Source organism: Mesorhizobium sp. YC-39, assembly GCF_025753795.1.
Classification (GTDB): Bacteria; Pseudomonadota; Alphaproteobacteria; order Rhizobiales; family Rhizobiaceae; genus Mesorhizobium.
The window spans coordinates 1,107,065-1,133,130 of sequence record NZ_JAOWPS010000002.1 but is presented as its reverse complement, the minus strand read 5'-3'; the positions used below and the strand labels follow the sequence as shown (position 1 = coordinate 1,133,130).

Annotated in this window: 29 protein-coding genes; 14 read left to right on the top strand and 15 right to left on the bottom strand. The window is 62.6% G+C overall.

Going from position 1 to position 26,066, the window contains the following annotated elements; all coding sequences use genetic code 11:
* Position 1: 1 nt before the first annotated feature.
* Together OHD62_RS14975 and OHD62_RS14970 are read right to left on the bottom strand one after the other, a co-directional pair.
* Positions 2-481, bottom strand: coding sequence for a DUF1772 domain-containing protein (locus tag OHD62_RS14975; RefSeq protein ID WP_263783556.1), 480 nt, complete (start codon positions 479-481; stop codon positions 2-4).
* 1 nt (position 482) lies between these two features.
* Positions 483-1,313, bottom strand: coding sequence for an NAD(P)H-binding protein (locus OHD62_RS14970; protein WP_263783555.1), 831 nt, complete (start codon positions 1,311-1,313; stop codon positions 483-485).
* 112 nt (positions 1,314-1,425) lie between these two features.
* Here OHD62_RS14970 and OHD62_RS14965 point away from each other — a divergent pair, with 112 nt between their 5' ends.
* The gene (locus OHD62_RS14965; protein ID WP_263783554.1) at positions 1,426-2,061 is read left to right on the top strand and encodes a TetR/AcrR family transcriptional regulator; all 636 of its coding nucleotides are present in this window, start codon (positions 1,426-1,428) and stop codon (positions 2,059-2,061) included.
* 96 nt (positions 2,062-2,157) lie between these two features.
* Here the strand turns inward: OHD62_RS14965 and rpmE are convergent, their stop codons facing one another.
* Complete coding sequence (gene rpmE, locus OHD62_RS14960) at positions 2,158-2,379, bottom strand: 50S ribosomal protein L31 (protein WP_006327661.1); 222 nt, start codon at positions 2,377-2,379, stop codon at positions 2,158-2,160.
* Between the two features lie 204 nt (positions 2,380-2,583).
* Between rpmE and OHD62_RS14955 the strand changes: the two genes are divergently transcribed.
* Complete coding sequence (locus tag OHD62_RS14955; RefSeq protein ID WP_263783553.1) at positions 2,584-4,386, top strand: ABC transporter transmembrane domain-containing protein; 1,803 nt, start codon at positions 2,584-2,586, stop codon at positions 4,384-4,386.
* 42 nt (positions 4,387-4,428) lie between these two features.
* On the opposite strand, the gene OHD62_RS14950 is transcribed toward OHD62_RS14955, so the two are convergent.
* A complete protein-coding gene (locus tag OHD62_RS14950) occupies positions 4,429-5,916 on the bottom strand; it encodes a carboxypeptidase M32 (protein WP_263783552.1) in 1,488 nt (495 codons plus the stop codon).
* A gap of 188 nt (positions 5,917-6,104) precedes the next feature.
* On the opposite strand from OHD62_RS14950, the gene OHD62_RS14945 reads away from it, so the two are divergent.
* Positions 6,105-6,455, top strand: a complete 351-nt coding sequence (locus OHD62_RS14945) for a DUF1304 domain-containing protein (RefSeq protein WP_263783551.1) — start codon at positions 6,105-6,107, stop codon at positions 6,453-6,455.
* Between the two features lie 106 nt (positions 6,456-6,561).
* Here OHD62_RS14945 and OHD62_RS14940 read toward each other — a convergent pair whose 3' ends face one another.
* The 9 genes from OHD62_RS14940 to OHD62_RS14900 all read right to left on the bottom strand — a co-directional run bounded on the left by OHD62_RS14940 (position 6,562) and on the right by OHD62_RS14900 (position 14,702).
* Complete coding sequence (locus tag OHD62_RS14940; RefSeq protein WP_263783550.1) at positions 6,562-6,978, bottom strand: hypothetical protein; 417 nt, start codon at positions 6,976-6,978, stop codon at positions 6,562-6,564.
* 239 nt (positions 6,979-7,217) lie between these two features.
* Positions 7,218-8,249 carry a peptidoglycan -binding protein gene (locus OHD62_RS14935; protein WP_263783549.1) on the bottom strand — a complete coding sequence of 344 codons (1,032 nt, stop codon included), beginning with the start codon at positions 8,247-8,249 and terminating at the stop codon, positions 7,218-7,220.
* A 1-nt stretch (position 8,250) separates the two neighbouring features.
* Positions 8,251-9,276 carry a MotA/TolQ/ExbB proton channel family protein gene (locus tag OHD62_RS14930; RefSeq protein ID WP_263783548.1) on the bottom strand — a complete coding sequence of 342 codons (1,026 nt, stop codon included), beginning with the start codon at positions 9,274-9,276 and terminating at the stop codon, positions 8,251-8,253.
* Positions 9,277-9,388: 112 nt separating this feature from the next.
* On the bottom strand, positions 9,389-10,081 hold the full coding sequence (trhA, locus tag OHD62_RS14925; protein ID WP_263783547.1) for a PAQR family membrane homeostasis protein TrhA: 693 nt from the start codon (positions 10,079-10,081) through the stop codon (positions 9,389-9,391).
* A 218-nt stretch (positions 10,082-10,299) separates the two neighbouring features.
* On the bottom strand, positions 10,300-11,100 hold the full coding sequence (locus tag OHD62_RS14920) for an inositol monophosphatase family protein (protein WP_263783546.1): 801 nt from the start codon (positions 11,098-11,100) through the stop codon (positions 10,300-10,302).
* 127 nt (positions 11,101-11,227) lie between these two features.
* A complete protein-coding gene (efp, locus tag OHD62_RS14915; protein WP_008873762.1) occupies positions 11,228-11,794 on the bottom strand; it encodes an elongation factor P in 567 nt (188 codons plus the stop codon).
* A 173-nt stretch (positions 11,795-11,967) separates the two neighbouring features.
* Positions 11,968-12,999, bottom strand: coding sequence for a tetratricopeptide repeat protein (locus tag OHD62_RS14910; protein ID WP_263783545.1), 1,032 nt, complete (start codon positions 12,997-12,999; stop codon positions 11,968-11,970).
* Between the two features lies 1 nt (position 13,000).
* Positions 13,001-13,648, bottom strand: a complete 648-nt coding sequence (locus OHD62_RS14905) for a thiamine phosphate synthase (protein WP_263783544.1) — start codon at positions 13,646-13,648, stop codon at positions 13,001-13,003.
* Between the two features lie 136 nt (positions 13,649-13,784).
* Positions 13,785-14,702 carry a DMT family transporter gene (locus OHD62_RS14900; protein ID WP_263783543.1) on the bottom strand — a complete coding sequence of 306 codons (918 nt, stop codon included), beginning with the start codon at positions 14,700-14,702 and terminating at the stop codon, positions 13,785-13,787.
* Between the two features lie 140 nt (positions 14,703-14,842).
* Between OHD62_RS14900 and OHD62_RS14895 the strand changes: the two genes are divergently transcribed.
* Both OHD62_RS14895 and OHD62_RS14890 read left to right on the top strand, forming a co-directional pair.
* The gene (locus OHD62_RS14895; protein ID WP_263783542.1) at positions 14,843-15,292 is read left to right on the top strand and encodes an Lrp/AsnC family transcriptional regulator; all 450 of its coding nucleotides are present in this window, start codon (positions 14,843-14,845) and stop codon (positions 15,290-15,292) included.
* Positions 15,293-15,386: 94 nt separating this feature from the next.
* A complete protein-coding gene (locus OHD62_RS14890) occupies positions 15,387-16,157 on the top strand; it encodes a sulfite exporter TauE/SafE family protein (protein ID WP_263783541.1) in 771 nt (256 codons plus the stop codon).
* 56 nt (positions 16,158-16,213) lie between these two features.
* Here the strand turns inward: OHD62_RS14890 and OHD62_RS14885 are convergent, their stop codons facing one another.
* Positions 16,214-16,765, bottom strand: coding sequence for a DUF2269 domain-containing protein (locus tag OHD62_RS14885; RefSeq protein ID WP_263783540.1), 552 nt, complete (start codon positions 16,763-16,765; stop codon positions 16,214-16,216).
* A gap of 334 nt (positions 16,766-17,099) precedes the next feature.
* Between OHD62_RS14885 and OHD62_RS14880 the strand changes: the two genes are divergently transcribed.
* The 7 genes from OHD62_RS14880 (at position 17,100) to OHD62_RS14850 (ending at position 23,298) form a co-directional block, all read left to right on the top strand.
* A complete protein-coding gene (locus OHD62_RS14880; protein ID WP_263783539.1) occupies positions 17,100-17,477 on the top strand; it encodes a hypothetical protein in 378 nt (125 codons plus the stop codon).
* A gap of 346 nt (positions 17,478-17,823) precedes the next feature.
* Entirely contained in the window at positions 17,824-18,354 is a 531-nt protein-coding gene (locus OHD62_RS14875; RefSeq protein WP_263783538.1) for a DUF1465 family protein, read from the top strand.
* A 281-nt stretch (positions 18,355-18,635) separates the two neighbouring features.
* Entirely contained in the window at positions 18,636-19,145 is a 510-nt protein-coding gene (gene ruvC / locus OHD62_RS14870; RefSeq protein ID WP_263783537.1) for a crossover junction endodeoxyribonuclease RuvC, read from the top strand.
* A 27-nt stretch (positions 19,146-19,172) separates the two neighbouring features.
* Complete coding sequence (gene ruvA, locus OHD62_RS14865) at positions 19,173-19,793, top strand: Holliday junction branch migration protein RuvA (protein ID WP_263783536.1); 621 nt, start codon at positions 19,173-19,175, stop codon at positions 19,791-19,793.
* A gap of 43 nt (positions 19,794-19,836) precedes the next feature.
* Positions 19,837-20,874, top strand: a complete 1,038-nt coding sequence (gene ruvB / locus OHD62_RS14860) for a Holliday junction branch migration DNA helicase RuvB (RefSeq protein ID WP_263783535.1) — start codon at positions 19,837-19,839, stop codon at positions 20,872-20,874.
* 286 nt (positions 20,875-21,160) lie between these two features.
* Positions 21,161-22,183 (top strand): heme-binding protein, encoded by a 1,023-nt coding sequence (locus tag OHD62_RS14855; RefSeq protein WP_263783534.1) that lies wholly within the window; start codon positions 21,161-21,163, stop codon positions 22,181-22,183.
* 212 nt (positions 22,184-22,395) lie between these two features.
* A complete protein-coding gene (locus tag OHD62_RS14850) occupies positions 22,396-23,298 on the top strand; it encodes a metallophosphoesterase (RefSeq protein ID WP_263783533.1) in 903 nt (300 codons plus the stop codon).
* A 6-nt stretch (positions 23,299-23,304) separates the two neighbouring features.
* Here OHD62_RS14850 and OHD62_RS14845 read toward each other — a convergent pair whose 3' ends face one another.
* Positions 23,305-24,555, bottom strand: coding sequence for a glycoside hydrolase family 5 protein (locus OHD62_RS14845; protein ID WP_263783532.1), 1,251 nt, complete (start codon positions 24,553-24,555; stop codon positions 23,305-23,307).
* A 54-nt stretch (positions 24,556-24,609) separates the two neighbouring features.
* Between OHD62_RS14845 and ybgC the strand changes: the two genes are divergently transcribed.
* Positions 24,610-25,083 (top strand): tol-pal system-associated acyl-CoA thioesterase, encoded by a 474-nt coding sequence (gene ybgC, locus OHD62_RS14840; RefSeq protein WP_263783531.1) that lies wholly within the window; start codon positions 24,610-24,612, stop codon positions 25,081-25,083.
* Between the two features lie 266 nt (positions 25,084-25,349).
* Positions 25,350-26,060, top strand: a complete 711-nt coding sequence (gene tolQ, locus OHD62_RS14835; protein WP_006327716.1) for a protein TolQ — start codon at positions 25,350-25,352, stop codon at positions 26,058-26,060.
* Positions 26,061-26,066: the final 6 nt, after the last annotated feature.

Sequence of the window (26,066 nt, the reverse complement as noted above, 5' to 3'; positions counted from 1 at the left end):
ATCACCGCCATGCGAAAATGAAGCAGCCCAGCGCCACGACAGCGGTTATGGTGCGGACATGGTTCCACATCACCCAATCCCTGAGATAGGTGGTCCAGACAGTGGCGCCGTTGACGCTGGCCGGATCGACGGTGGCCAGGGCGTTGTTGAGCGGCACGTTGAAGACCATGGTCACGATCGGGTTGCCCACGAGGTAGAGCAGCGCGCCGGCGAGCAGCCAGAGCGAACCCGGCTGACCCCAGCCGATGACGGCGCCGGCGATAAGCACGAGGCAGACCAGCCCGGTGCCGAACAGCGCTGTCATGAACAGCGGCGTGATGACGGTGATGTTGATCGAATTCATCGCGGTGATACCGCCTGCGGCAGGCAGGCGGGCAAGCGCCGGCATGATAAAATTGGAAAAGGCAAAGAAGACGCCGCCGACGATGCCCGAGCCGATTGCGGCGGAGAAGATGAGGGTGGGAAGAAGTTTCGCGATCATGTCACTTGCTCCAGATGCCGGATGCGGCGGTTTCGGTTGCGTAGGCGGAAAAGTCTTTTGGCGCGCGACCGAGCACGCGTTCGACACCGTCGGCCAGCGTCTCGTTGCGGCCGTCGAGCACTTCGGTGAACAGCTCGTTGATGAGCCAGACGAACTCGGCCGGCAACTGCTGGGCTGCCACCGCGGCGGTGAACTCGGCATGCGAAATCCTGATATAGCGGATGTCGCGCCCGGTGGCCTTGCCGATCTCAGCGACCGCATCGGCGAAGCTCAGCAGCCGTGGTCCGGTCAACTCATAGAGCTGGCCGACATGGCCCGGCTGGGTCAGCACGACTAATGCCGTCTCGGCGATGTCGTCGGCATCGACGAATGGCTCGCCGACATTGCCGACCGGCAATGCCACTTCGCCCTCGAGCAAGGACTCGACAAGGAAGCCTTCGCTGAAGTTCTGGGCAAACCAGGCGCAGCGCAGGATCGTCCAGTCGGCGCCAGAAGCCTTCAGCATCTCTTCGGCGCGCTGCGCCTCCGTTTCGCCGCGCCCCGACAGCAGCACCAGCCGGGTGATACCGTGCTCCACGGCAAGTTCGGCGAGGGCGCCGACCGCTTCGGCGGCGCCCGGCACGGCAAGATCGGGATAGTAGCTGATGTAGACGGCGCCGACGCCATCGAGCGCCGGAGCCCAGCTCGCCTTGTCCTGCCAGTCGAAGGCCGGCATGCCCGAGCGTGAGCCGATCCGTACCGGCAGGCCTTGCGCCGTCAATCGTTCCGCCAGGCGGCGGCCGGTCTTGCCGGTGCCGCCAAGGATCAAGGTTGGTTTGCTTGCGTCATTCATGGTGGTTATCCTCCGTTTGGAAATATGAATAATCCTCACATTTGCAAAACGTGATAAACCCTCGTATTTTGTGAGTCAAGCCGATTTGTCGAGAATCTGTTCGGAGACATTCATGGAAGGCAGAGCTGGTTCGCAGGATGGACAGATCGTCTCGCCACGCCGGGCGCCAAGCCAGCAGCGCAGCCGCGAGCGGGTCGAACGCATGCTGGCCGCCGCATCGGAGCTGATCGCCGAGCAGGGCAGCGATGCCATGCGCATGGGCGAGGTGGCGGAACGGGCCGGGGTGTCGATCGGCTCGCTCTACCAGTTCTTCCCCGACAAGCGGGCGATCATCTGGGCGCTGGCCGAGCGCTACACCACCGAAAGCCAGGCCTGCATCTCGGCGGCGCTGGCAGGTGTCACTGATGCCGAAGACCTAAGGCGGGCTTTTTCGGAGCTGGTCGATACCTACTACCGGCTGTTCCTGGCGGAGCCTGTCATGCGCGACATCTGGTCGGGCACGCAGGCCGATAAGGCGCTGCGCGAACTTGAACTCGCCGACAGCCGGGCCAATGCCGAGTTTCTCACCGCGGTGCTGAAGCGGCTGCGGCCCGCCGCCGATCCGGCGGCGCTGGAGACAACGGCTTTCCTCGTCTGGCAGATGGGAGAAGCGGCGATGCGGCTGGCGATCTCGGTCGGGCGAGAAGAAGGCGACAGGCTTGTCGCCGCCTACAAGTGCATGGCGCTCAGGGAGTTGCTTGACCAGTAGGCAGCGTATGTCCGCAATGCTGGTGCTGCTTGGCAGTCAGCAACAAAAAACCCGCCTCCAGGCGGGTTTTTGATCTGCGACAAAGCCAAAAGGGCTTTAGAGGCCGAAACCTTCGAAACGCTTCTTGAATTTGGACAGGCGGCCGCCGCGGTCGAGCAGGGTCTGCTGGCCGCCGGTCCAGGCCGGGTGGGTGGTCGGGTCGATATCGAGGTTCATCGTATCGCCTTCCTTGCCCCAGGTCGAACGGGTCATGTATTCGGTGCCGTCGGTCATGACGACCTTGATGGTGTGGTAGTCGGGATGGATGTCGGTCTTCATGGTTCTATTCCTGGCTTGCCGGCGCGGCTGACGGGCACAAAGCCTGCGTCGATGCGCCCCTTTTTAAAACTCGAAGCCGCAGCTATTGAGGAGCCACGGCTTCTAAAACGGTCGGCGAGCCTATACATCAGCCGGAATTGAATCACAAGGCCGCAGCAAGCGCATATTGAGGCGCATGACAAAAGGCGGCCAGAGGAAACGGTCATGGCGAACATCAGTGGCGATGCAGACGAGCGCCGGCGCTCGCTGAGGCCGCTCAGCCGCCTGTTTCCCTATCTTACCCGCTACCGCAAACTGGTCATTGGCGCGGTTATCTCGCTGGTTGTCGCAGCGGCAACCACGCTGGCCCTGCCGCTGGCGGTGCGGCGCATGATCGATCACGGCTTTTCCGCTTCCAGCACCAGCTTCATCGCCGAGTATTTCGCGGCGCTGGTGGCGATGGCCGCGCTGTTGGCGGCGGCGTCGGCCGGCCGCTACTATTTCGTCATCACGCTCGGCGAGCGTGTCGTCGCCGACATCCGCCGCGATGTGTTCGCCCATGTCACGACGCTGTCGCCGTCCTTCTTCGACACCGCCCAGTCCGGCGAGATCGTGTCGCGGCTCGCCGCCGACACGACGCAGGTGAAATCCGCCGTCGGCGCCACCGCCTCGGTCGCACTGCGCAATGTCATCCTCGGCCTCGGCGCCGTGGCAATGATGGTCGTCACCAGTCCGAAACTATCCGGCCTGGTGATATCAGCGATTCCCGTCATCGTGCTGCCGCTGGTCGCCTTCGGCCGCTCGGTCAGGCGCAAGTCGCGGCAGGCGCAGGACACGCTGGCCGACGCCACCGCCTATGCCAGCGAGCAGATCGGCGCGGTGCGCACGCTGCAGGCCTTCACCAATGAGAGGTTGGTCACAGGGCATTTTTCATCCGCCGTGGAAGCCGCCTTCGAGGCGGCGCGTTCTTCGATCTTCGCCCGCTCCTTCCTCACCTTCTTTGCCATCTTCATGATCTTCTCCTCGGTGGTGGCGGTGCTCTGGTTCGGCTCGCGCGACGTGCTTACCGGCACGCTGTCGCCGGGCACGCTCGGCCAGTTCCTGCTCTATTCGGTGTTTGCCGCCGGCGCGCTCGGCGCGCTGTCGGAAGTCTGGGGCGAGCTGGCCCAGGCAGCGGGTGCCGCGGAGCGGCTGACCGAGATCCTGGCCGAGAGGCCCGCCATCCAACCACCCGCCGACCCGAAGCCGCTGCCGGCGACAGCCAGGGGCGCGATCCGTTTCGATGACGTGTCCTTCTCCTACCCGGCCCGGCCGGATCGCTCTGCCGTCCATGGCCTGAGCTTTGAGGTCAAGCCCGGCGAGACGGTGGCGATCGTTGGCCCATCAGGCGCCGGCAAGAGCACCGTCTTTTCGCTGATCCTGCGCTTCTACGATCCCGAAACCGGCAGGATCCTGATCGACGGTGTCGATGCGCGCGAAGCCGACCCCGCCGCGATCCGGGAGCGCATCGCCATCGTGCCGCAGGATGTCACCATCTTCGCGGCCAGCGCGCGCGACAATATCGGTTTCGGCCGGCCGGGCGCCAGCAATGCCGAGATCGAGACGGCCGCCAAGGATGCGCTCGCCGACGAGTTCATCCTGAAACTCGAGAAGGGCTATGACAGCCAGGTCGGCGAGCGCGGCGTGACCTTGTCCGGCGGCCAGCGCCAACGCGTGGCGATTGCGCGTGCCATCCTGCGCGACGCGCCGATCCTGCTGCTCGACGAGGCAACCTCGGCGCTCGACGCCGAAAGCGAGACGCTGGTGCAGACGGCGCTGGAACGGCTGATGCAGGGTCGCACCACCATCGTCATCGCCCACCGGCTGGCGACAGTGCTGAAGGCCGACCGCATCCTGGTCATGGAAAGCGGCCGCATCGTCGAGGAAGGCACGCATCAAAGCCTCGTCGCCAAGGGCGGCATCTATGCGCGGCTGGCCAAATTGCAGTTCGAGAACGGGGCGAGTGCCTTCAGGGGCGCGGCGGAGTAGCAAACGCCATCTGGCATGGCGCAGGCCTGTATCGCTCGCCTGTCAGGCAGCGCCGTAGCGCTTCTTCAGGTGCTCGGCAAAATACGCGGCGTTCAGTTTTTCGCCCGTCGCGCGTTCGAGCAGCTCCGGCGTTGACCAGCGCGAGCCCTGCGACCAGATCTTTTCGTGGCGCCAGTCGTTGATGGCGGCGAAATCTCCCTTGGCGAGATCATCGTCGGCCGATGGATGATCCCTGGTCAGTGCCGCCCATTGCTGCGCCGCCATCATGGCGCCCAGCGTGTAGGAGGGGAAATAGCCGAAGGCAGCACCCGGCCAGTGCACGTCCTGCATTGGCCCGTCGGCCGGATTGTCGATGGTGGAGAGGCCGAGATAGTCGCGCATCTTGGCGTCCCAGGCTTCGGGCAGGTCGGCGACCTCCAGCCGTCCAGCGACAAGCTCCTGCTCCAGCTCGTAGCGCAGGATGACATGCAGCGGGTAGGTCACCTCGTCGGCGTCGACGCGGATCAGGCCGCGCTCGACCCGGTGCACATGCGGCAGGATGTCGTCGATCGACCAGGCCTCGCCGAGGTGCCTTTCGACCACCGGCAACGCCCAGCGCCAGAATTGTGGGTTGCGGCCGAGCTGCTTTTCGACGAACAGGCTCTGGCTTTCATGCACCGCCATGCCGCGCGCCTTACCGAGCGGCCAGTGCGACCACTGCTTCGGCAGGTTCTGCTCGTAAAGCGCATGGCCGGTCTCGTGCAGCACGCCCATCAGCGCCGACAGGAAATCGGTCGTCTTGTAGCGGGTGGTGATGCGCACGTCGCTGGGCACGCCGCCGCAGAACGGATGATGCGACACCGAAAGCGAGCCGTGGGTCAGGTCGAAGCCGACGGCCGCCATCATGGCCAGACCAAGCTCGCGCTGCCTGTCGATGGCGTAGCTGCCCGAAAGCGGTTTTAGTGCCCGCTTTGCCAGCCGCGCCTCCTGCACGGCGAGCGCTTCGGGAACAAAGCCTTTGAGGAAAACCTTCAGTTCGGCGAAGACCGGCGTGATATCGGCGGCGCGGTTGCCGGGGTCATACTGCTCCATCAGCGCGTCATAGGGATCGAGGCCGAGCACGTCGGCGCGCAGTGCAGCCTCTTCGCGCACTAGGCCCACGACACCTTCGAGCGCCGGCAGGAAGCCAGCCCAGTCGTTCTTGGCGCGCAGGTCGCGCCAGAGTTGCTCGGAGCGCATGCGCGCAGCGGTCTGGCGTTCGACGAATTCGACGGGCAGGCAGGTCAGGTTGGTGTATTGGCGCCGGAACTCCCTGAGTGCTGCCTGCTGTTCCTCGTTCAGCGTTTCCCGTTCAGCCGCCGCGATCCAGTCGGCGATCTCCGGTACGGTGGCCTGCCGGTGATGCATGCCGGCAAGGGCCGACATCGCCTCGGCGCGCTTCTCTCCGCCGCCGACGGCCATATGCGTCGCCTCGTCGGCGCCGAGGATGGCAAGCGCATGTTCCAGCGCTTCGAGCTTGTGGCCGAGGTCGTCGAGTTTTTGAAAGGACATGGCGGTTCCGGTGAATTTGAACGGCAGGGAAAAGATACCAATGCGCTGACGTTGGCAACCCTGAAGCGGTGCACTGCCACGGTGATCCGATCGCGATCCGCCATGCCAGGAGCAACACACCTTGCGGAAGCGGTGGGGTGCGTGATCAATGTCGTTTGGCGGCGCAAGACCGCGAGGGGAGACGAAACATGATCGCCAATGTGCTGGTCGGGCTGGTGGCTCTGATCCACCTCTACATCGTCTATCTGGAGATGGTGTTGTGGGATACACCGCGCGGCCACAAAGCTTTCAGCCTGACGCCGGAATTCGCCAGCGCATCGAAGGTGCTTGCCGCCAATCAGGGGCTTTACAACAGCTTTCTCGCCACCGGGCTGATCTGGGGACTTTATCTCGGCGCGGCCGGTTTTCAGATCAAAATGTTCTTCCTGCTTTGCGTTGCTATTGCCGGCCTTTACAGCGCGGCGACGGTCGGCCGGAAAATCCTGTTCATACAGACCGTGCCGGCAGTGCTGGCGCTGATCGCGCTCGTGTTAAGCTAGCGCATGATCCCGAACCGAAGGCCGGAAAAGGATCATGCGCAAGATCAAATTGCTACAGCGTCCTTTGCGCGCCCGAAAAAAAGCCGCGGGGCGCTGATGGATGGTTTCAGCCGTTTGGATGATTTGGGCCGTAGCCGTTTGGATAATATCCGCCATCGCCGCCGTTGCCCATTAGGAAGGCGCTGCCAGTGTCAACCCGGAGCGTCTGGCTCAGGTCATCGAGCTGGTGCAGCAACTGCTGATATTGCGTGGCCGGTATCCTGCCATGTCCCGCGGCGGCCGTCCTTTCGGCGACCTGGCTGATGTGAGCAGCCCGCATATGCAGCCTATGCGCCTCGGCCGGCGTGATTTTATTCACTTGCATCGCGTCCGTGATGCCTTTCTCCACGCCCTGCGCTTGATCGATCAACGCTGTCACGCTGGGGCCGGAGAAGACGCTCGATGCGGCATAGGCGCCAGCAAACGGAACGGCGATGAGAAGCGCGGTGAGGGTTGCAGTCCTGAGGGTCTTGAAAGAGCGCATGACTGCGTCTCCTTTACTGAGGAAGGGGGCGATTGGGTCGTCCTGCCTTCCGGCCGCAGGCCGTCCGGTTCCGTCGCGTCGCGACGAGGGGCTCATCGCCGGCGGTTCTCAGCCCGCGACAGAGACTAGGACTGCGCTGCGGCAAAGTGTAATTAAAAAAAGATAATGTTTTCAGGCCTTGTCGACCCGATATCTGCGCCCTAGCGTTGAGCCGGCGAACAAATTCGCGTGATGCGGGATCACCGTTCGGTGAGCTTCAGTTCAATGCGGCGGTTCTTGTTGCGCGCTTCTTCGGTGTCTGCGGGATCGAGCGGCTGGAATTCGCCGAAGCCGGCCGCGACCAACCGGTTGGCCGGCACGCCGTTTTCGATCAGGAACTTCACCACCGAGGTCGAGCGCGCCGTCGACAGCTCCCAATTGTCGCGGTAGCGGCCGGTGCCCGATAGCGGAACGTTGTCGGTGTGGCCGTCGACGCGCAGCACCCAGCTGATCTCCGGCGGGATCTCCTTTTGCAACTCGATGATGGCGTCGGCGAGCTTCTTCATCTCGACCTTGCCGGCATCGTTGATCACCTCGGAGCCGGGCGGGAAAAGCACTTCCGACTGGAAGACGAAGCGGTCGCCGACGATGCGGATGTTTTCGCGGTCGGCGAGGATTTCGCGCAGGCGCCCGAAGAAGTCAGACCGGTAGCGGTTTAGTTCCTGCACGCGCTGCGCCAAAGCGACATTCAGCCGGCGGCCGAGGTCGGCGATCTTGGTGTTGGATTCGCGGTCGCGCGTTTCGGAGACGTTGAGCGCGTCTTCGAGTGCCGCGATCTGTTTGCGCAGCGCGGCGATCTGCTGGTTGAGGATCTCGACCTGGCTTAGCGCCTGCTGGCTGATCTGGCGCTGGCCTTCGAGTTCACCCGAAAGTGCCGTGGCGCGCTGGTTGGCCGCGTCGCCGGCACCGGCGCCTTGCGCCAGCAATTGTTCGAGCCGGCTTTTTTCCGCTTCCGACTGCGACAGCGAGGCCTGCAGATTGGCGAGCGAATCTTCCTTGTCCTGCGTCGTCGAGCGTTCCAGCGCCAGAAGCTGGGTCAGTTCGTTTATTTGCGAGTTAAGGCGGTTGAGAACCGTGTCCTTGCCGGAAATTTCGCGGCCGAGCAGGAACTGCGCCAGCACGAAGACCGTCAGCAGGAACATGATCGCGAGCAGCAGCGTCGACAGCGCATCGACGAAGCCCGGCCAATAGTCGATGCGGCGATCGCTGCGCCGCGTCCGCGCCAGGGCCACGTCAGTGGACTCCCGGCTTCTTCAGGGCGTCGGCGATCTTCTCCAGCGTGTTGCGCATCGCCTTCTGTTCGTCGGACTGGGCCTCGACCCAGTCGCGCATGATCTGCTGCTCGGAGCGCATGTTCTTGACCAGGCCGGAAATGCCGTCGGCAAGGTTGGCCATCGCGGTGGCGACGCGCGGGTTGGGGCTGCCGCCATTCTCCTGGAGGCTGCGCAGCTTCTCCGACAGAACGCGGATCTCGTCGGAGGATTCGACCTTCGCCGGATCGGAAACGACGATATCCGACGACAGATCGGTGACCGAGGACAACCAGTTCTCAAGCTCGGTGTAGAAGCGCGTCTGGGCGCGGCCGGCCTGCAGGTCGAGGAAGCCGAGCACCAGGGAGCCGGACAGGCCGAACAATGAAGACGAGAAGGCGGTGCCCATGCCGGCCAGCGGCGCGGAAAGCCCTTGCTTCAGGGAATCCAGCACCGCGGCGGCGTCACCGGTGCCGGGATCGAGCGAGTCGATGGTTTCGCGGATCGAACCGATCGTGTTGAGCAGGCCCCAGAAAGTACCGAGCAGCCCAAGGAACACCAGCAGCCCGACGAGGTAGCGCGAGGTGTCGCGGCTTTCGTCGAGGCGGGTGGCGATCGAATCGAGCATGGTGCGCATCGAACTGGTCGAAAAGGCCATCGACGACGAGCGGCTGAGCATAGCCTTCATCGGCGCCAGCAGCACCGGTTCGGTGGTTTCGGAGCCGGCCCGGAAGGAGTTGACCCAGCGCACTTCGCGAAACAGCCGCCCGACCTGCACGAAGGCCAGCAGGATACCGACCACAAGCACGCCGATGATCAGGCCATTGAGGCCGGGATTGGTGACGAAAGCGGTCGAGATCTGACGGGTCAGGATTGCAGCGATGAAGGCGACGATCACCAGGAAAATGACCATGGTGAGCAGAAAGACCTGCGGGCTCGACAATTTGTGGGGGTCGTAGACCAGGACGTCGGAGCGCCTGCCTATGCCGAAGGATTTGAGAAAAGCCATCCGTGCCCCGTTTCCGATGCCACCGCCGATCACGTTGAGCGCGACTCTAAACGCAATTGTGACGAAATTGAATGGCGCTTGGCAATATTGGCCGCCGATTGCAACCTAGAGATTAGAGTCGGTTAATGACCAGGCAGTCGACCATGGCGGCCAGGTGCAAGCCGGCGCCGGTGACGACAAAGCCATGCCACAGCGCATTGTGGAAGCGCAGGCCCTTCCAAGCGAAAAAGATGACGCCGCAGGAATAGACGAAGCCGCCGGCAACGATCAGCACGATCGATGTCGCCGGCAGCGTCTGAACGAGCGGCTCGACCAGGACGATACCGCTCCAGCCGATGGCGAGATAGAAGACGATCGCCAGCCGATCGAACCGGCCGGGAAGAAGCACCTTGATGGCGATGCCGATCACCGCCGCAACCCAGACCAGGACGATCATCGAGACCGTCAGCGGCGAGCCGTCGAGCTGGGCAAGGAAGGGCGTGTAGGTGGCGGCGATCAAAAGGTAGATCGCGGCATGGTCGAAGCGCCGCAATATCCACTTCACCGGTGAGGATATTGGCCACAGATTATAGGCCAGCGAGACCGAGAGCACGGTGAGCAGCGAGACCACATAGAAGGCGGCGGCGATATACTCGCCAGGACCGGTATGGAAGGCGGCCAACGCCAGCAAGGTCGAACCTGCCGATATCGCCAGTACGATGCCGACCGCATGGACGATACCGTCGGCGATCATCTCGGCGCGCGAATAGTGCCAGCGCCCCATAAAGGGGATTTCGATCTGGGATTCGGGGCCGGCGTTCGTCATGAAAGGTCCTGCGTCTCCCTTATCTGGGTGGGCGCCGGACAGTATTTCAAGTTTCGGTTGCGGTTTTGCGACTACAGCGCCGCGCGTCCTTTCGACGCGCAAAGGACGCCGTAGCACTTTTGATTTGCGCATGATCCTTTCCGAAAATCGGTTCCGATTTTCGGGGTCATGCGCTAGCGGCGCTTCGGCGCGCCAACGTCGTCAGCGCCCAGAAACCGTCAGCGTGATGTGATCGGCTTCTTCACTGTCTTCAGCAGCGCGCGCTGGATGATCTCATTGCCGGCGACGACCGAGCCGCCCTCCAGCATCTCCTGCCCGCCGGCGAAATCGGAAACGAAACCGCCGGCTTCGCGGATCAAAAGCAGCCCGGCCGCGATATCCCAGGCCGACAGGCCGACTTCCCAGAATCCGTCCATGCGCCCCGCGGCGACATAGGCGAGATCGAGTGAGGCGGAGCCGAGGCGGCGCACACCCGAAACCTCGGCCATCACATTGCGCAGCTCGAGGAGGAAATTGCCGTGCTGGCCGCGCCCGAGATGCGGTACGCCGCAGCCGATCACGGCATCGTTCAGCTTCGTTCTGCCGGCAACGCGCAGCCGGCGGTCGTTCATGAAGGCGCCGCCACCGCGCTCGGCGGTGTAGAGCTCGTCCATCGCCGGATTGTAAACGACGCCGGCGACGATCTGGCCCTGGCGTTCCAGCGCAATCGAGATGGCGAAGAGCGGAATGCCATGCAGGAAATTGGTGGTGCCGTCGAGCGGATCGACGAGCCAGCGGTGCTGGCTGTCATCGCCCGCGACTGCGCCCCGTTCCTCCATCAGGAAGGCGTAGCCCGGCCGCGCCTTTGACAGCTCGGTGAACAGGATTTCCTCGGCCTTGCGGTCGGCCTGGCTGACATAGTCGCCCGGCCCCTTCATCGAGACCTGCAGGTTCTGGACTTCGCCGAAGTCGCGCGACAGCGAGCGGCCGGCCTTCATGGCGGCCTGGACCATGACATTGAGAAGTGCTGAACGCGCCATTGTGCTTCTTCCTGCTGCTAAAGCACGTCGCAGCTATCCGGATTTATGCGACGTACTTTAAATCTTTGTTTTGTGCATGTCGTTATCCCAAAACCGCTGCGCACTTTTGGGCGACATGCACTGGGCGTCAGTCCGCGCGGCGCACGTAGGTGATTTCGTTGGTGTCGACGATGATGCGCTCGCCCGAGCCGATGAAGGGCGGCACCAGCACACGGATACCGTTTTCCAGCATCGCCGGCTTGTAGGACGAGGCCGCCGTCTGGCCTTTCACTACCGGGTCGGCTTCGGTGATGGTCAGCGTCACCTGGTCGGGCAGCGAAATACCGATCGGCCTTTCCTCATAGAGCTGGACCGTCACCATCATGCCGTCCTGCAGGAAGGCGGCACGGTCGCCGACGAAATCCTTCTGCAGTTCGAGCTGCTCGTAGCTTTCGGTGTCCATGAACACCAGCGCCCCGTCTTGTTCGTAGAGGAAGGAGAAATCCTTCAGATCGAGCCGGATCTGCTCAACAGTCTCAGCCGAGCGGAAGCGCTCGTTAAGCTTGGTGCCGTTGATGAGGTTCTTCAGCTCGACCTGGTTGTAGGCGCCGCCCTTGCCGGGCTTGACCGTATTGGTCCTGACCGCCACCCACAGGCCGCCATCGTGCTCGATGACATAGCCGGGACGGATTTCGTTGCCATTGATCTTGGCCATGATGATCTTGATCCGGAATGAGATGCTCGCCGAAGGGCGATTTCGGGCCCCCAAGACCACAAATCGCCTGAAGAGGCAAGGGAGCGAGCAAGAGAGGTCTGAACCGCGGCGACGCCTTGCCCAGGCAAGCCTGTTGTTGGCGCTATCGCCGGATGCTCACGATCCGCGGCTTCTTACGGCAGACGATTGGCCTTCTGCAGCGCCTGCTTGGTCTGGTCGTCATCCAAACCTTGCAGGAAATCGTCCATCTGCGGATCGATGAGCCCGGCGCGGCGGGCGACAATGTACCAGGCGCCGGCCAGGATCAGATCCGGATCGGTGCCGATGCCTTCCATATAGAGTTTGGCGAGCCGGTTCTGGGCGGCGACATTGCCGCCTTCGGCGGCCTGCTTCATCCAACCGAAGCCGGATTTCAGGTCGCGTGGGCCGCCGCGTCCCTCGATCATCCAGGCGGCGAGATCGATCTGCGCCGTGTCGTAGTTCTGCCGTGCAGCCTGCGCCAACAGGCCACGTGCCTGGACATCGTCATGCGGCTTGCCGCCGGCGCCATTGGCATAGATCTGCGCCATAGCATATTGCGCGTCGGCAAGGCCGGTCGCGGCGGCGCGTTCATAATAGGACGCAGCCTTGGCGAGGCCCGCGTCGCCGGGATCCTGCTTGACAAGCAACTGGGCGAAGTTGAACTGCGCCAGGCGATTGCCAGCCTCGGCGGCCGACTGCATCAGCGCATAGGCTTCCTTTTCATCCTTCTTGACGTAGCGGCCGTCGAGCAGCATCAGCGCATACTGGAACTGCGATTCCGGTATGCCCTGCTCGGCGGCAAGCGCGTACCATTTTGCCGCTTCCGAAGCGTTGAGCGGCACGCCAAGCCCTCGCGACAGTATCTCGGCCACCAGCGTCTGAGCTGCCGGATCGCCGTTCTGGGCGCGGACCAAAGCCAAGTTATAGGCCGTCTTGTAGAGACCGCGCTGAAAGGCGCCGTAGGCGGGGTCCGACGGTTTCGCACCGAAACGTTCGGGATTGATCGTGTCGGCCGACGGTAGCGGGGCTGTGGTTGCGGGCTGCGGCAACGGCGTGTCGATCGGCTTGTCCGCGTGCGGGCCGGCGTCCGGTTTGGGCTGCGGCAAAGGGATGGTTTCGGCGGCGGCGGCCTGCGCCGTGAGCGTCGCTAGAAAGACGTTGAAAAGGATTGTCCGGGGCGGCACGTCAGTCCTCGAAACGCGGCGCGGTTTCGTCGAGCAGCGCGTTGGCCCCGGCGATCGCCGCCTTTGCATCGACGCCGTCGGCAAAGACGGCGCTGGACAGCGCCACGAATTCGGCGCCGGTGGCGGCGACTGTTTCGACTGAGGCGATGTCCGACCCGGCCATGACGATGCAGGGGATCTGGATCACATCCGCCCACCATTGTCCCAGCGACAGGTTGCGCGGGTGCGGCTCCGGCTTGTTGTCATAACCGAAGCGGCCGAAGAAGATATAATCGGGCCTGAGCTCACCGAGCTCCAGCGCATCGTCCCGGGTCTTGGCGCCGCCGCAGCCGACCATCATCTTGGTCTGGAAGTGTTCGATCGTCTCGGCGAGTTCGGCCTTGCCGACCTCGACATGGATGCCGTCGGCCTGGACGCGGCCGGCAATGCGGGTGTCGCCGGCAATGACGACGGCGGCGCCCGCCGCTTGCGCCATCGGCACGATCTTCTCGGCGAAGGCCTGGAAGGAGGCTTCGTCCATGCCGTTTTCGGGCAGGATCAGCGACGCGATGTCGCCGCCTTCGAACGCTGCGCCAATGCGCTCGGCCGACGCGCCGGGTGGCGCGATCAGCACGATGCGGCAGCGATTTGGAGGCGTAGCGTCGTTCATTGGTCTTCGATCCCGGTTTTCGCCTATGCCGGGCGAAGATGGTTGCATTGCGGCATAGAGCAAAGCGCCCGCCTTGAACAGGCGGGCGAGCGGGATCATTGATGCTCGGCCAGCGCCGGGCGACAGCGCTGTTCCTTCACCTGATTGCTTGCGGGCTTTCAGCCGGAGGTTTCTGTTTCCATAACGACCAGCCGAGGTTCATGCCGGCCGCTGCAATCAGGATGGCGGCGGCGCCGACGATCTGGGTGGGATGCAGCCTATGGCCGAAGGCGACGACATCGACCAGGATCGCGACCACGGGATAGATGAAGGACAGCGACCCTTGCAGATGCGTCGGCAGCTTCTGGATGGCGCCATACATCAATATATACATCAGGCCGGTGTGGACGACGCCAAGCGTCGCCAGCATGGTCCAGCTCCAGGCATCGGCCGGAAGTTGGGAGAAATTGGCGAAAGGCGCCAGCATGACGACGCCGACGCAGACCTGGATCAGGGCGATCAGATGCGGCGGCGTGCCTCTGAGTTTCTTGGTGACGATGGCGGCGACTGCCCAGAAGAAGGCCGCTCCCAGCGCCATCGCGATGCCGGTGAAATAGTCCGCACCGACATTGCCTGCATCGGGGCCTGCACGGGGCGAGGCCTGCACGATCAGCAGCATGCCGGCAAAGGCGATGCCAAGCCAGGTCAGCTTGGTCATGGTCAGCCGTTCCGAGAAGAAGAGCGCGCCAAAGCCTACCAGCATGAAGGGCTGCGTGTTGTAGACCGCCGTGGCGATCGAGATCGAAGCGCGGGAAAATGAGCTGAACAGCAAGAGCCAATTGACGACGATGGCAGCACCGCCGAGGGCGGCAATCGCGACGATACGAAGCGACAGCCTGCCGCGCAGCAGTCCCGCGGTTGCGCAGATGGCGAGCAGCGTGACGGCGCCAAAGGCGCAGCGCCAGAACACCACGTCCATGATCGGTTGGCCCGACATGACGACGAACCAGCCGATCGTGCCGAGGATCGCCATCGCGGCCGTCATTTCGATCGTGCCGCGCGTTGTGCTGTCCATGAAGATACCTCTTGCGAGCGGTTGCGTTGAAAAGAAATAATCTCATGCGGCTCGGATGGTTTCCATGTGTTGAAACAGGTTGTATTTAGGTATCGCCTAATTAAGTAAGGAAGATTCCATCTTTCATATGAGAATGTTAAATGCTGGACGATCTCGACAAACGCCTTCTTGAAATCCTGATCAAGGATTCGCGAACCTCGTTGAAGGAACTGGCCCGAGAGGTCGGGCTGTCGTCGCCCAGCGTTTCGGAACGGCTGCGGCGGCTCGAGGAGCGCGGCGTCATCAGGGCCTTCACCATCGAGATCGATCCGCAAGCGTTGGGTTATCCCCTGCAGGCGATCGTTCGCATTCGGCCGCTGCCGGGCAAGCTGCACATCGTGCAGAAGCTGATCGAAGAAATCCCCGAGTTTGGCGAATGCGACAAGGTGACCGGCGACGACTGCTTTGTCGCCAGGCTGTTCGTGCGCTCGATCGGCGAGTTGGACCGGCTCCTCGACCGTATCGCCGACAAGGCCGAAACGAGCACCGCCATCATCAAGGCGCAGCCGATCCGGCGGCGCCCACCGCCGCTCGACCTCCCGAGCTTGTGACAGGTTCCGGCGGCATCGGGCACATTTGCGGTCGCGACGTGACCATTTCTGGTCTATTCCAGAGTCCGACCTTTCCCTCCAGCCTGCTTTCCCCATGTCCGGTCTTCTTGTCGATCCCTGGTTCTATGCCGCGGCTATTCCGGCCGTCATTCTGACCGGCCTGTCCAAGGGTGGGTTCGGCGGCGCCGTCGGCCTCATCGGCGTGCCGATGATGGCGCTGGCCATGCCGCCGGTGCAGGCGGCGGCCATCCTGTTGCCTATCCTGTGCCTGATGGACGTCGTCTCGGTATGGACGTGGTGGGGCGTCTACGACCGCAAGATGCTGGTCGACATGATGCCGGGCGCCGTCGCTGGTATCGGGCTTGGCTGGCTGACGGCAGCGTTCGTCACGGAGGAGATGGTCAGGCTGATCGTCGGAACGGTCGCCATCGTCTTCGTCCTGCGCTGGATCTATGTGCAGATCCGCCATGGCGCGACGCATTCGGCGCAGCCTAATCGCGTGGCGGCCGCCTTCTGGGGCACGATAGCCGGCTTCACCAGCTTCGTCGCCCATGTCGGCGGCCCGCCCTTCCAGATCTACGCGCTGCCGATACGGCTCGACCCTAAGGTGCTATCGGGCACCAGCGCCATCCTGTTCGCCGCCACCAATGCGCTGAAGCTCATCCCCTATTTCGCGCTCGGCCAGTTCGACACCGCTAATCTGACGGCGTCGGCGGTGCTGATGCCGCTGGCGCCGCTCTCGACCATCGCTGGCGCCTGGCTGGTGCGGCGGATGCGGCCGGAGCTGTTCTATCCGTTCACCTATGCAACGGTGGCCGTCGTCGCGGTCAAGCTTCTGTGGGACGGCATCGCCGGCCTCTTTTAGAGCGTGGCCTCTGGGAGCTGACGGCGGCCGCGCCCGCTGCCAGTTCCACCACAGATTCAGGCGGCGCTCGGCACCAGCCGCCGCGCCCCACCGAGGGCGAGGGCAACGCCGGTGGTCAGGACCAGCGCCATACAGCCCAGGATGGTGATGTCGTTCAGCGTCGGCTTCAGCACCATGTCGGCGATGATCACCAGCATCACTGCATAGTCGAAGCGTGCGGCGGCGAGAATGCGCTGGCCCTGAGCGAGAGCTGCCGGCGTCACACCTTCCTTGGCAATCATCCCCGCCATGCGGTCGGCGGTCGGCTTGAAGATGAACATGCCGATGGAGAACGTCATGGCATAGCCGGCGAGGCCGATCAGAATCCACAGGTCGGAGAAGCCGACCCAGAATCCGCACATGATGAGGCCGAAGGCCAGCGTCAGCATCGACATCGGCGCGAAGAACCTGTTGCCGAGCTCGCCGGTGGCGCGCATCGCCTGCAGCATGCCTTCGATGTTTCCGGCGCGGTCGGCGCGCACGGCAAGCATCATCAGCGCGAAGCCACCACCAACCCACAGTGTTGCCGAGACGATGTGCAGAAATTTGACGATCGAGTACCAGTCCATGGTCCCTCCTTGGACGTTTTTGATGATTGCGAGCGGCGCAATTGCCTCAGCCTCGCTACGAGGAGCGGGCGTTTAACGCGGCGCCGGTTTCGGAAAGATGTCGCGTGGGGGGCGGGTTTGTTTCGGCGTCATGCGAACGCGGCCGGAGCTTAGCCGTAAGCGATTGCGCAAACGCGCCGCGCCGTCCTACAGTCACAGCGCCGGAAGGGGTCGGGCGGCATCAGTTGGAAACATTGTCGACGATAATGCGCCGAATCCGGGAACCGGTGGCGGGTCAACCGCCTGAGTCTAAAAACCCATTCCCGTGGCGGGAAAAGGCAATTCGGGGGATACTATGCAAGGGACGGCACGAAATTTCTTCACACTGGCCATCATCTACTCACTGTGCGGCATGGCATTGGGGCTGCACATGTCGATCAGCCAGGACCATGGCCAGATGCCGACCCACGCCCACACAATGGTGGCGGGGTGGCTGATGTCGGCAGTGTTTGCTTTCTTCTACCATCTGTTTCCGGCGATCGGCCACAAGAGGCTGGCCACCGTGCATTTCTGGCTGACGGCCATCAGTGGTATCGGCCTGTTGATCGGCCTTTATTTCCTGCTTGCCGGCAACCCGGCGATCGAGCCGTTGGTGGCAGTGTCCTCGATGGCCTTTTACGCGGGGATGTTGCTGTTCGCTTTCATCGCCCTGCCGGCGCTGTGGAGATCCTGACAGGCCGGCTTCTGTGCTGTTACGGCACAGGCGGGCGGCGCTCGGTCAAAAAATATGCGCGCTGTTAAGGGTTCATTAAGCTTTACAGGCGTTTACTATGCGCATCCAGTGATCTGGATTCTTACCGAGTGGTTGGAGCCACTTTGTTTGACGCCTCCCTGTTAAACTCCTGAGAGCCGCCTTATCCGCGGCTCTTTTTTTGTCCCCGCGGCGCCGTTAACCGTTTGTTAAACATGTGCTTGCCTTCATCGACCCCGAAGCGCATTTTCAAGCCTCAGTTGATAGGGTGCGGCGTGACGGCAAGGAAGCCGAATCGGCCGGCTGTAAGGCAAGTGCTGGGGTATCGATGAACGAGACTTCGATGGGAAACGCGAAAACCATCAAGCTGGCTGAGCGCCGGGTTTTCTCCCAATCCTTCAAGCCGCTCTACCAGGAAGGCATGGGCCTGGTCGAGCAGGCGGCCGAATATCTGGACGGCAAGGGTCGGGCCGAGGCGAAGAAGCTGTCCAGGTTGGCGGCGACGCTTTATGCGGCGGAATCGATGCGGCTGACCACCAGGCTGATGCAGGTTGCATCCTGGCTGCTTCTGCAGCGGGCGGCGAATTCCGGCGAGATGACGCGCGATCAGGTTGCTTCCGAAAAATCCAAGGTGCGTCTCGACACCGCCTCCGCCCATGATGAAGCGGTAGGCTGGGCCGAATTGCCCAAGGACTTTGTCGACCTCGTCAATCGTTCGCTGCGCCTGCAGGCGCTGGTGCGCCGCATGGACGAGGAAGTCTATGGCGAGGCGATGGCCGACATGCCGCCAGCAAGCCGCCGCGTCAATCCGGTTTCCGACCAGATCACGTTGCTCAACACGGCTTTTGCCCGCGGCTGACAGGCTGCTTGATAATTCTACTCTGACGGACACCTGATACGGTCTTCTGCGCTTCCGGTGCTCACGTACTCAAGTACGCTCCGCTCCGGCCTTCGCCGGCCGAAGCCCTCATAGGCGCCTCCGTCCTATGAAGGCTACGGCCGGCGTAGGCCGGTTCTCAAAACCACCCCATCTGTCTCGTCAGAGCGAATTCTCATGCAGCCCGTGGAGCCCGCTAGAACTTGTTTCTGGTTTGTTCACATTTCGCTGGCATCGCCTTTCGCTGCAGGTACACTTGGCGGATGGGGGAAGCGATTCGCATCATTGGCATCGATCCGGGGCTGAGGCGCACCGGCTGGGGCATCGTCGAGAGCCTCGGCAATTCGCTGCGCTTCGTCGCCTCCGGCACTGTGCGCTCCGACGACAAGGCGGCGCTGGCGATACGGCTTTGCCAATTGCATGATGGGCTGACCGAAATCCTGCATTCCGCCATGCCGCATGAGGCTGCGGTCGAGCAGACTTTCGTCAACAAGGATGCGGCAGCCACGCTGAAGCTTGGCCAGGCGCGCGGCATCGCCATGTTGGTGCCGGCGCGCGCGGGGCTTGTGGTTGCGGAATACGCGCCCAACGCGGTGAAGAAGGCGGTGATCGGTGTCGGCCATGGCGACAAGAAGCAGATCCACATGATGGTCAAGGTGCTGATGCCGAAAGCGATCTTCGACACCGACGATGCCGCCGACGCGCTGGCCATCGCCATCTGCCATGCGCATCACCGGCAGAGCGTCGCCTACCGGATGGCGGCGTTGGCATGAGGGGTCAGGCATGATCGGCAAGCTCAAATGATAGGCAAGCTGAAGGGGACGCTGGACGAGATCGACGAGGATTTCTGCCTCGTCGACGTGCATGGCGTCGGCTATGTCGCCTACTGTTCGGCGCGCACGCTGGCGGCCTTGCCCGCGCCCGGCGAGGCAGTGGTGCTGTTCATCGAGACCTATGTGCGCGAGGACATGATCAGACTCTATGGCTTCCAGTCAGTTCTGGAACGCGAATGGTTCCGGCTCCTGTTGAATAATGTGCAAGGCGTCGGCGCCAAGGTGGCGCTGGCGGTGCTGTCGACGATGGCGCCGGCCGATCTCGCCAATGCGATTGCGTTGCGGGATATCGCCATGGTTAGCCGCGCGCCGGGCGTCGGCAAGAAGGTGGCCGAGCGCATCGTCACCGAATTGAAGAACAAGGCGCCGGCCTATGCGGGCGCTGCCTCCGGCACCATCGGCCTGAAGCAGGAGTTGGGCGAGGGCGTGGCGCCGGCGCCGATCACCGACGCCGTCTCGGCGCTGGTCAATCTCGGCTATTCGCGCGATATCTCCGCCAATGCGGTTGCAGCGGCGCTGAAGAGCGCCGGCGAGGGCGCGGATGCGTCCAAGCTCATCCGCTTCGGGCTGAAGGAGTTGGCGCGGTGAGACCGCGCTTGTCCGGTCCCTTGCCATATGCAAGGAAGGCGGCATGAGCCTTTCCCCCCGCCTCATTGCCCCCGACAAGCGCGGCGAGGATGCCGAGCAGACCTTGCGTCCGCAGACGCTCGGCGAGTTTGTCGGCCAGGCGGCGGTGCGGGCCAATCTGAAAGTCTTCGTCGACGCCGCCAAGGGGCGCGGCGAGGCGCTCGACCATGTGCTGTTCGTCGGACCGCCGGGCCTCGGCAAGACAACACTGGCGCAAATTATGGCGCGTGAACTCGGCGTCAATTTCCGTTCCACCTCTGGTCCGGTCATCGCCAAGGCCGGCGATCTGGCAGCGCTGCTCACCAATCTTGAAGACCGCGACGTCCTGTTTATCGACGAAATCCACCGGCTCAATCCGGCGGTAGAGGAAATCCTCTATCCGGCGATGGAGGATTTCCAGCTCGACCTGATCATCGGCGAGGGGCCGGCGGCGCGTTCGGTCAAGATCGATCTCGCCCGCTTCACCCTCGTTGCGGCCACGACGCGGCTTGGGCTGCTCACCAATCCGCTGCGCGACCGCTTCGGCATTCCAGTGCGGCTCAATTTCTACTCGGTCGAGGAGCTCGAGCAGATCGTGCGGCGCGGTGCCCGCATCCTTTCAATGTCGCTCGGCGACGACGGCGCGCTGGAGATCGCGCGGCGGGCCCGTGGTACGCCGCGCATCGCCGGCCGGCTCTTGCGCCGCGTACGCGATTTTGCATCGGTCGCCGGTGACGGTCATGTCGACCGCCGGATCGCCGACGAGGCGCTGACCCGGCTGGAGGTGGATGCGCTCGGCCTCGACGCGCTCGACCGCCGGTACCTCTCGATGATCGCCCGCAATTTCGGCGGCGGGCCGGTCGGCATCGAGACGATCGCGGCCGGGCTTTCCGAGCCGCGCGACGCCATCGAGGACATCATCGAGCCCTATCTTATCCAGCAGGGCTTCATCCAGCGCACGCCACGCGGCCGCGTGCTGACTGCCAATGCCTGGCGGCATCTCGGCCTCGACGCGCCGAAGGATCTGGCCCAGCAGCAGATCAGCCTGTTCCAGGAAGAGTGACGCAGTTCACAGACGAATCTCGGCCAGGAATGCTTTCGTGTCTTCTCCGGAACTGAAAGGTGATGACTGAAAAAGACTGAAATACTGATAGTAATTCTCATTTTTTTTAGCGATCCAATTTTCGAATTGGCTTTTTTTAATAGTATAGAGTTATTTTAGGCAGTGCGTATTATGCGACCCTACACGTCCACGCATAACAACACAGATTGGGTTTTTTAGCTTTCTTTGCCGTTGATGGCGGCGAAGGATGATGTTGTTAGTCAACTAAGCCAGCAGGGGGAATCTCATGATTACTGCAAGCCGAGTGACCGAACTTAAAAACGAAGCGCGCTACATCGAAGTCGCCAGAGAGGATGACAGCGATCTCGATGTACTCAAGTTGCTTCCGGGTACGTGGAAGAATGACCCGGGCATGAAGGGTCGCGGCTGGAACGCGATCGCTTTGCCATTCGCCTCGCCAGACAGCGGCATCGACTACAGGCTCCTGGTCAATCAATATGATGAGGTGCTCAAGTTCACTTTGGTGGACAAGGGCGTCAAGAATCGCGGCATCAAGAGGAACGGAGCTGCGATCAATACCGACCAGGTCGTGGTCGCACTGGACTACGAGCAGCGGATCGAGCAGTTGCTTGCCGCCGATTTTCCGGCAAGCGGCCTGCAGGGAGATCCCAACACCACAATTCATCACGAGCCGGGCCTTTGGTTGTTCATGACCAACGAGGCTGAGAAGACGAGCAATATTGGACGCCTTGGAACCATTCCGCATGGCGATTCATTGCTTGCGCTGGGTGCGGGCGAAGTCACCAACGGGCCACCGACGATTCCGGCAATCAACGGGTTGCCGATAGGCGTCAACCAGAACCTCGCCAGTCCCTATCTGGCGCCCTACAATCATTTTCATACTACTCCGTTCAAGGGCGTTGTGACCGCTCCCGGATTTCCGGGTTTCGATCCGGTGGAGCCACATCTGCTTCTTGTCGGCGGCGCCCCGGGAACCGTAACCAGAACGACGAAGCTGCAGGTCAGCACGGCTGTCGAGACCGCCGGGATCGTCAACATTCCCTTCATCGTAAGGCAGGCCAACGCGGCCGAAATGATATCGACTTTCTGGATAATGGAATTGGAGGAGTTGACGCCCGCGGGAACGCCGCGCCTCATCCTGCAATATTTGCAAATCGTGCTTCTCGATTTTTTCCCGCGTCGCGATGGTCTGCCGGGCCTGATCAGATGGCCGCATGTGAGCATCAACACGATGGAGAAGGTCGCCGAGGCCGACGACTTGAAAACGGCACTTCCAGCCACGCCCTGATGTGCATCCTGATGCGTATCGCCATTAAAAGTGATGCGCATCAGGTCTTTTTCTGGGCATGTCGTTGTCTCAAACTGCTGCGCATTTTTTTGGCGACATGCTCCAGCTACGCAAAATCTTCTCATCTCGGTCAGCGTGCCGGCGCAATTCCCGGATTTAACCCGAACCTTGCCTGTGGGACCGCCGGTCCCTGGAACAGCCGGAGCTGACCGATGATCTCCAGACGTGGTTTCCTGCGCCTCGTCGGTGGCTCGTTCTTCTCGATGGTGTCGCTCAGCGCCTATGCGGTCGGCATCGAGCCGATGCTGCTGACCCATGTGAAGCGTTATTCGCTGACGCCGCCAAACTGGCCGGCAGGTTTGCGGCTACGGGTCGTTGCCCTCGCCGACATCCATGCCTGCCGGCCATGGATGACGCCTGAAAGGATCGCTTCGCTTGTCAGGGACGCGAACGCGTTGCAGCCCGACCTCATCGTGCTGCTTGGCGACTATACGGCCAGCATGCGTCTGGTGACGGATGGTGTGCCGGCATCGGAATGGGCGCAGGCCCTTTCCGGGCTGAAGGCGCCGCTCGGCGTGCTCTCGATCCTCGGCAATCACGACTGGTGGTCGGATCCCGAGGCACAGAAGGCGGGCGCCGGACCGGTCGTGGCGCGCAAAGCGCTCGAAAACGTCGGCATTCCGGTGCTGGAGAACGATGTCGTGCGCTTGGAAAAAGACGGGCATGGCTTTTGGATCGCCGGGCTGGCGGACCAGCTCGCTTTGCTGCCAAGCCAGGATCGCGACGGGTTCAAGGGATTGGACGATCTCGATGGCACGCTTGCCAAGGCGAGCGACGGAGCGCCCGTCATCCTGCTGGCGCATGAGCCGGATATCTTCCCGAAGGTGCCGTCACGCGTTTCGCTCACACTTTCCGGTCATACCCATGGCGGGCAGGTGCGGCTGTTCGGCTATTCTCCGGTCGTGCCATCGCGTTTTGGCAACCGCTTCGCCTATGGCCATGTCGTGGAGGAGAACCGCAACCTGATCGTCTCCGGAGGGCTCGGCTTCAGTATCCTGCCGGTGCGTTTTTGGATGCGCCCGGAGATTCTTTCGATCGAACTGGGTTCGGCATGAACGGCTTCAATGAAGCGATGTGATCGCGTCCATCACGTCCGGCTCAGCCTTCTCGCCATCAAAAGCATCGACGATGCCGAAGGCGCCGCCATAGCTCCACACCGACCATGAAATGCCGTGCGCCTCGGCGCGTGCGATCATGTCTTTGACATAGGCGGCGCGGTATTGGCCCGGCATCACATAAGCATTGCCATACTCCTGGCGGATCATGCCGAATTCGCCGAGCGTGATGTTTTCCGGCTTTATCCCTTTGGCCTTCGCCCAGGCTTCGACAGTCTTGAACGGCGCGTCCATGACAGCGAGCAGCTTTTCGTCCGTATCCATGCTGGCCACCTGCTCGTCGAGATAGGCGAGCAGGCCGTTCTGGCGCGCCCATGGCGCCTCGGCCTTGATCCTGGCGCGGATCGTGTCGAGCGTCACATCGAGCTCAGCACGTGGCACGGCGGTGAGCGGATAGGGCAGGCCGGTGACATAGGGAATGAAATCGCCGGTCCAGGTCGCGCCCTGATGGGTGAGCAGGAACGGATCGTAGGAATGAAAGGTCCAGATGATGTTGTCGTCGGGGATCGCCCTCGGATCGATCCTGGCCAGCGATGCCGCATTGGAATAGCAGGCGCCGGTCAGGATCAGGGTCAGCTTCGTCGCCGACGCACGCGCCGCCGCGAACAGTTTTTGCTGACGCTCCGGCCACAGGCTGGTGCCGTCACCGTCGCAATCGACGATCGGCTCGTTCATCGGCTCGAAGGCGACCTTTGTCGGGTCTTCCGCGGCCAGCGTGCGCGCCATTGTGCGCACCATTTCGATATAGGCGTCGAAGGTCTTCGGGTCGTCCATCACCTCGCCCATGCCGATCTTGCGGCTGCCGCCGGCCGGAATCAGATGCATGTCGACGATCACCTTCAAGCCGGCGCGATTGATCATGCGCACCGAGTCCAGGACGCTGGCATAGAGGTCGTCGCGCAGCGTCAGCGTCTCGCCGGACAGGAACGGCGACGGGTCGACCGGCATGCGCAGGAAATCGAAACCGGCGCTCTTCAGCGCCTTGAGGTCATCGTCGTTGAGGAATTTGCGCCATTCCGGATAGGGCAAAATGGCCTGCCGGTCGCCCCATTTGTCCTCGCCCGGCCACGTCGTCCACTGGTCGAGGTTGAGGCCGCGCTTCATCGAAAAGCTTGCGGCCTGGCTGGGCAACGCCAGCGCGCCGAGCGCCAGCAATGCCGCCATCAAGGTCTTGATCATCGCGCCCAACAGTGCCATCCGGTTCCTGCGCCCACAAACACCTGCCCGCTCGGGCCAGAAAAGGAAAGCGCGATGGACGATCATGGTGAATCGGCGGCGCTCTCCGCCGGGCTTTCCGGGGCGCTGACCGAGTTCGGCCATCGGCTGATGGCGCGGGTCTATTATGCCGACACCGATTTCTCCGGCGTCGTCTACCACGCGCGCTATCTCGAATTCTTCGAACGCGGCCGTTCTGACTATCTCAGGCTCGCAGGCGTCCATCATACCGAGTTGGCCGAGGGCAAGCATGGCGAAAAGATCGTCTGGGTGGTGCGGCGCATGGAGATCGATTTCCGCACGCCCGCTCGCATGGACGACATCCTGACCATCGACACGCGCACCGAGGACATTTCCGGCGCACGCATCTTCATGGCGCAACAACTGAAGCGCGGCGGCGAGGTGCTGGTCGAGGCGCGGGTCGAGGCAGCGATCATCGGCGAGAACGGCCGGCCAAGACGTTTTCCGAAAGATTGGGTCGCGGCCTTCATGCCCCGAGCCGCGGGCTAAAGCGCATTCTCCCTGAACGGTGGTTGGCGCCGGAGGCGCGGCAATGCGTCGCGCCATGCGTCCTAACCCATCCTTAACCATAACGGTTCATGAAGAGATTGGTGAAGATTGGAAGAATCCACGCGCCTTCCTTTCACCAATATTTGCCCCGAAAAGGCCGCCAACGGTGCATTTGGGGTTGTTCCGCGAGCTTTGCGCGCACGGACCACAAGGGATGCCCATGGGCCAGCCGCCAGCGATGCCCGGAAAATCTTAAGGACGTAACCATGGAAAACATCGCACTCGCCGAACCGGGCGCGCATTTGTCGATTTGGGCGCTGTTCATGCAGGCCGGCTGGGTGGTCAAGCTGGTCATGATCGGCCTGCTCTGCGCCTCGATCTGGACATGGGCGATCATCGTCGACAAGCTCGTCGCCTATGCCCGCATGCGGCTGGCGCTCAACCGCTTCGAGCAGGTGTTCTGGTCGGGACAGTCGCTGGAAGAGCTTTACCGCACACTCGCCGACCGCAAGACCACTGGCATGGGCGCTATCTTCGTGGCCGCCATGCGCGAATGGAAGAAGAGCTTCGAGAAGGGCGCGAAATCGCCGCTCGGTCTGCAGACCCGCATCGACAAGGCGATGGATCTGGCGCTGACCCGCGAGATGGAGCGGCTGGAAGGCCGCCTCGGCTTCCTCGCCACCACGGGCTCGGCCGCGCCCTTCATCGGCCTGTTCGGCACCGTCATCGGCATCATGACCTCGTTCCAGGCGATCGCCGCCTCGAAGAACACCAGCCTGTCGGTGGTGGCACCCGGCATTGCCGAGGCGCTGCTGGCCACGGCTATCGGCCTGCTCGCGGCCATTCCGGCCGTCATCGCCTACAACAAGCTGTCATCCGACGCGAACAAGATCGCCGTGCGCATGGAGGGCTTCGCCGACGAGTTCTCCGCCATACTCTCGCGCCAAATCGATGAAAAAGTAGCGCCTAAGGCCTGAGGAGTA